General features: G+C 66.6%; 4 protein-coding genes and 1 pseudogene. 4 read left to right on the top strand and 1 reads right to left on the bottom strand.

The features are described 5' to 3' along the window. The 4 genes from ACIQ0W_RS15855 to ACIQ0W_RS15840 form a co-directional block, all read left to right on the top strand. Window positions 1-446: alpha/beta fold hydrolase (locus ACIQ0W_RS15855; protein ID WP_396643609.1), on the top strand; the 446-nt coding region annotated here is incomplete at its 5' end. Between the two features lie 15 nt (window positions 447-461). Continuing rightward, window positions 462-1,307, top strand: a complete 846-nt coding sequence (locus ACIQ0W_RS15850; RefSeq protein ID WP_292736240.1) for an alpha/beta fold hydrolase — start codon at window positions 462-464, stop codon at window positions 1,305-1,307. Between the two features lie 3 nt (window positions 1,308-1,310). Further along, on the top strand, window positions 1,311-2,573 hold the full coding sequence (locus tag ACIQ0W_RS15845; protein ID WP_292801317.1) for a triacylglycerol lipase: 1,263 nt from the start codon (window positions 1,311-1,313) through the stop codon (window positions 2,571-2,573). Window positions 2,574-3,046: 473 nt separating this feature from the next. Further along, complete coding sequence (locus ACIQ0W_RS15840) at window positions 3,047-4,300, top strand: ISL3 family transposase (RefSeq protein WP_292736258.1); 1,254 nt, start codon at window positions 3,047-3,049, stop codon at window positions 4,298-4,300. Window positions 4,301-4,336: 36 nt separating this feature from the next. Here the strand turns inward: ACIQ0W_RS15840 and ACIQ0W_RS15835 are convergent. Next, window positions 4,337-4,990, bottom strand: a pseudogene (locus tag ACIQ0W_RS15835) (alpha/beta hydrolase fold domain-containing protein); the annotation flags it as partial. Between the last annotated feature and the right edge of the window lie 107 nt (window positions 4,991-5,097).

The following is a 5,097-nucleotide window of genomic DNA, read 5'->3' as shown; positions in this document are numbered from 1 at the left end:
GGTCCGAGCCTGTGCCGGTCTCGACGACCCGCGCGTGGCAGGCAGCAGCAGGGCAGGCTCCAGACCTCTACGCGCGGCGGACCATGCCGCTCTCGTTCCGGCCCGGCTGGCCCCAGGAGCATCCCGAGCAGTTCGAGCAACTGCTCGGGGCACGCCTCACCCACCCCACACCGCAGCAGACCTGGCGAGCACAATTCGCCGCCTGCGAGACCTTCCTCGCAGCAGGCCTCGACGTGAGCCGGATCAGCTCGCCCACGCTGGTGATCCACGGCAGAGACGACCAGATCGTCCCGGTCGCGAACGGGCGCCTCCTCGCCGAAGCCCTGCCCGACGCGACCTACAGCGAGATCCGGGCAGCCGGACACGTCGTACACCTCGAACAGCCCGCTCTGATCGCGGAGACGATCTCGTCATTCATGAACGACCTTCACCTCACCCATCCCTGAAGAGAGGAAACCGCCATGCCCGTCATTGAAGTCGAGCCCGGCATCAACATGCACTACGAGGATCGTGGCATCGGCGCCCCGATCGTGTTCATCCACGGCTGGGGCGGCAGCGCCGACGCCTGGGACCTGCAGGTTCTCGACCTCGCCCACCACTACCGATGCATCACCGTCGACCTCCGCGGCCACGGTGACTCGGACAAGCCCTGGGGCGACTACACCTACGACCTTTTCGTCAGGGACCTGCACGTCCTCATCGAGAAGCTCGGACTCGACGCCGTGACGCTCGTCGGCTGGTCCATGGGCGGACACATCGCCCTCAAGTACGCGCACGAGCACCCCGAGCACCTCGCTCGCGTTGTCATCACCGGCAGCGGCCCCCGGTTCTGGCAAGCCGAGGACGCCCTCTACGGCACCCCGGCCGACGACGTACAGGGACTCATCGACGCCGTCCGGCTCGCCCGCACCGAGACCATCGCCGGCCTCTATGGCAACAACTTCCACCGAACCGACCTCAACCCCACCAAAGACTGGTTCGTGCAGATCGGGTGGAAGGTCCCCGCATTCGTCGGACTCACGAGCATCCAGGCACTTATCGACAACGACCTGCGCAGCGTCCTCCCGTCGATTCAGATTCCGGTGCACGTGTTCACCGGCCGCCACGACATCATCTGGGATCCCCGCTGGAGCGAAGAAGCCCACCGTCTGCTTCCGAACTCGACTCTGACTCACTTCGAGAACAGCGGCCACGTCGCCTTCATCGAGAACCGTGCGGAATGGAACGACGCGCTCACCGATGCGATGGAGGGTAGGACCCTCCCGGAGTCGGTCGGCGCCAATGCCGCCGTAGAAGGGGGGGTGTGAACGATGAAGAACCTCACGCTCAAACCCGGACGGGCAGCGGCCGTCCTCGCGTCGCTGGCGCTCATCGGTGCCATCGTGACGGCGCCGGCCGCCGCTTCGGCAACCGGGCCAGTCACGCTCGAGGCGACCTTCACCTCACCGTCCTATGGGTGGTCGAAGGTCGAGCGCTGGTACGACTCCAACCCCGGTTTTATCCCGGCGCAGTATCCGTCAGACGGGCGCCTGGATCAGACGGGGCAGCGGCTCACGTTCTTCGGCGCCGCCAAACCGAACGCCGGGCGATTCCTGCTCTCCTACGGGCCCGGATGGTCGACCAACCCGAAGACTATCCCCGTGCTCCTGGTCCCGGGCGCCTACGAGACCGCGGATTATGCGTATGCGAACCCCAGCACGAGCCCGATTGGCTGCGGCGCCAGCACGTGCCCCACCACCGGGCTCATGCAGTCGCTCGCAACAGCCGGGTACAAGGTCTTCGGCATCACGTTCCCACACATCGTCGGCAACAACTACAACGACGCCGAACAGATTCGGGACGCGATCGACGTCATCAAAGCCCAAACGGGAGCCTCACAGGTCGACGTCGTCGCATGGTCAATGGGAACCCTCGCCAGCCGCATGTACGCATCCAGCGTGAAGCAGAGTTGGGGCACCGCTTACGCCGGCGACATTCGCAAGCTCGTGCTCATCGGCGGCCCCAACAACGGGTGGGACTACACCTTTCGGCACGGCACCTGGCCCGCGATCAGCACCTACCCCGAATGCGGAGGCGGGACGATCGGCGGCACAGCAGCAATCTGGCAGAACTGCTACGGCGTGCTCTACTCCCACCCCGAGCTGACCGCGTACGTCACCCCCTCCGGCGACTACTTTCCCGGCATCCGCCAGATGCTCAAACGCTGGGACAGCACCTACCCGATCAACCTCGCCAACCCCGACGCGTGGACCACGTACTACGGAGGAACAGGTTCCTACGGCCAGAGCTACGGGATCGACTACGCCATCTCCCAAGGGTCCCTCATTGGCACCGTGCGCAGCTCCACCATTCCGTCGACCATCTCCACATACCTGCTCTGCGGGAACAACCCCAACATCCCGAGCTGGAACAACGAGACAGACGGGCCCAGCGACGGCACCATCCTCCTCAACAGCTGCAGCGACACCGGAGCCATTGGAGCGGTAGCCGGCAATGTCACGCTCAACCTGAACCACATCCGGCTCACCTGGGACAGCACCGCCGTGTCGCAGATCCAGACTTGGCTCAACTAACTCCACAGGTCTAGCGAACTCCCCGTAAGGCGTCGAACGGGGAACCCAAGACATGGCGGGGCGCCGGAACTCGGCGCCCCGCCATGATCGTTCACCAAATTGGGAGCGCTGAACGACCAGAGCGCCCACCCGACTGGAGAACCTTGGGCTCGGTGAGTCGTCGACAGGCTCCACCACCTGTGCCCTCAAGTTTGTCAGGGCCGCCGTCGCAGACAAGGGCCGCCCACGCCGGAACGCGTCGTCGCCCGGCTCCGAGTTGAAGACGGAGCGCGGACGAAATCTGCGCACCGACAAGCGCGACACCTCGGGAGAGCGTCACGTCCAGACCCAGTCAGATGCTCTGCCGAGGGCGCTCAGGGGCTGGCATTCACTGCTCCTCCGTGGCAATACCAACAAGGACCTTCGACGTGTCTCACGATAATTCGGGGTGCACTGACGCGCGCCCCACCTCCTATCCTTGTTCCTGCTGCGACCTGCTGCTCGGACTCGATGGTGTCCATGTCGAACACGTCGACCGCCGCGACGGGGTTCTAGTCGTGACGGTTTCGAGCTCTGCGACACCGAATGGGTGCCCTGGGTGCGGTGTCGTCGCGGTCGGCCGCGGGCGCCGCCGCCGGGTGCTACATGACGTTCCCGGGCCCACTCGGGTGCGGATCGTCTGGCGGCAACGGGTCTTCAGGTGTGACGAGGATAGCTGCGCGCGGAAGACGTTCGTCGAACAGATTCCATCGCTAGTTGCCCACCGCGGGTCGATCACGAAACGAGCCATCGCCTGGGCAGTCGGGCAACTCCGGCGCGAACACGCCACCATTGAAGGAATCCGCCGTCAGCTGGGCACTTCGTGGAAGACGGTGTGGCGCGCCGTCGAATCCGAGTTGGTGAAGCTCGCCGCGGACGAGTCCCGGTTCGCGAACGTCACCACGCTCGGCGTCGATGAGCATGTGTGGCATCACGTCGACCCGCGTCGGCGCGGGTCGAGGGAGCTGACCGGGATGGTCGACCTCACCCGCGACAGCAGCGGGAAGACACATGCCCGGCTGCTGGATCTCGTGCCAGGCCGCTCCGGGACCGCCTACGCGGGATGGCTGAAGGAACGCGGCGACGCGTTCCGGCGCAACGTGCAGATCGCGGCGCTGGACCCGTTCGCCGGCTACAAACGCGCGATCGACGACACCCTCCAAGACGCCGTTGCGGTGCTGGACGCGTTCCACGTCGTCAAGCTCGGCACCACCGCGGTCGACGAGGTCCGCCGGCGGGTGCAGCAAGACACCCTCGGGCACCGGGGCCGCAAAGGCGACCCACTGTTCGGGATCCAGACCATTCTCCGCGCCGGCGCGGAGAACCTCACTGAGAAGCAACGCGCCCGCCTTCACGCCGCGATCGCCGTCGATCCCGCCCACGACGCCGTGCACGTCGCGTGGCAGTGCGCGCAGAAGCTGCGCTCCGCCTACCACGCTAGGGACCTCGCAGAGGGGCGGCGGATCGCCGAGCAGGTCGTCGCGACATTCCCCACCTGCCCGATCCCGGAGATCGCCCGCCTCGGCCGCACCCTGCGCCGGTGGAAGGACGCGTTCCTGGCCTACTTCACCACCGGCCGGGCCAACAACGGAGGAACCGAGGCAGTGAACGGGATCATCGAACTGCATCGCCGTCTCGCCCGCGGGTTCCGTAACCGCGAGAACTACAGGCTCCGGATGCTCCTCGCCGCTGGCGGCCTGGCCCCATGACCCCCACCGAATGTCCGAAGAGCCGGCATTGTCGACCAACGACTCGACCGAACCGGCGTTGACGTACAGCGGGGGGAACCCGGTGAAATCCGCGTAGAGCGGGTTCGCGAGCGGCGCCGACGGGCTGGTGGTCTCCCCCAGCACGCCGGCGATCATGCCCTCCAGGAGCGGCACGGAGATCAGCGCGTCGGTCGCATCGTTGGTGACCAGCGTCGCGCCGCGGTTCTCCATGTCCAGCCACGGGGAGAACGCGATGACGTGCCCGGGCAGCGGCCGTCCCTTCGCCTTCAACGCCAACGGGATGGCGATGGCGAGATTGCCTCCCGCCGAGTCGCCGATGGTGGTGACGTCCTCGGGGTGGACCCCCCGCTCCAGCAGGGCCTCGAACGCCGCGACCCCGTCGTCTACCTGGGCGGGGTGCGGGTGCTCGGGCGCGCGACGGTAGTCCAGCACGAACGCTGTTACCCCGGCCGCCTTCGCGACGTGCGCGGCGAGCTTCCGGTGGCTGGCCGCAGAGCCGACGGCGAACCCGCCGCCGTGCGTGTAGAGGAGGACCTTGGAGCGATCGGCTCCGGCCGGGAACGCCCAGATGCCGGGCACGCCGCCGACCGTCTCCTCCTTGTAGGTGACATTTTCCGGTTCGATGGTCGGCTGGTGCCATTCATCGAAGATGCTGCGGAACAGCCGCATGTCCAGCTCGTGGGTGGCCATGAGCTCGGACCAGCCCAGATACAGATCACGCAGGGCGCTCGGGACGACTGCGGTCGCGGTGGATGACGAGGACATCGCATAACTCC

The organism is Microbacterium sp., assembly GCF_044340635.1.
GTDB lineage: Bacteria > Actinomycetota > Actinomycetes > Actinomycetales > Microbacteriaceae > Microbacterium.
This window is presented reverse-complemented; position numbering and strand designations above follow the sequence as displayed.

Coding starts and splice junctions, on each gene's coding strand:
- ACIQ0W_RS15850 (WP_292736240.1), top strand. CDS start 462: ATGCCCGTCATTGAAGTCGAGCCCGGCATCAACATGCACTACGAGGAT.
- ACIQ0W_RS15845 (WP_292801317.1), top strand. CDS start 1,311: ATGAAGAACCTCACGCTCAAACCCGGACGGGCAGCGGCCGTCCTCGCG.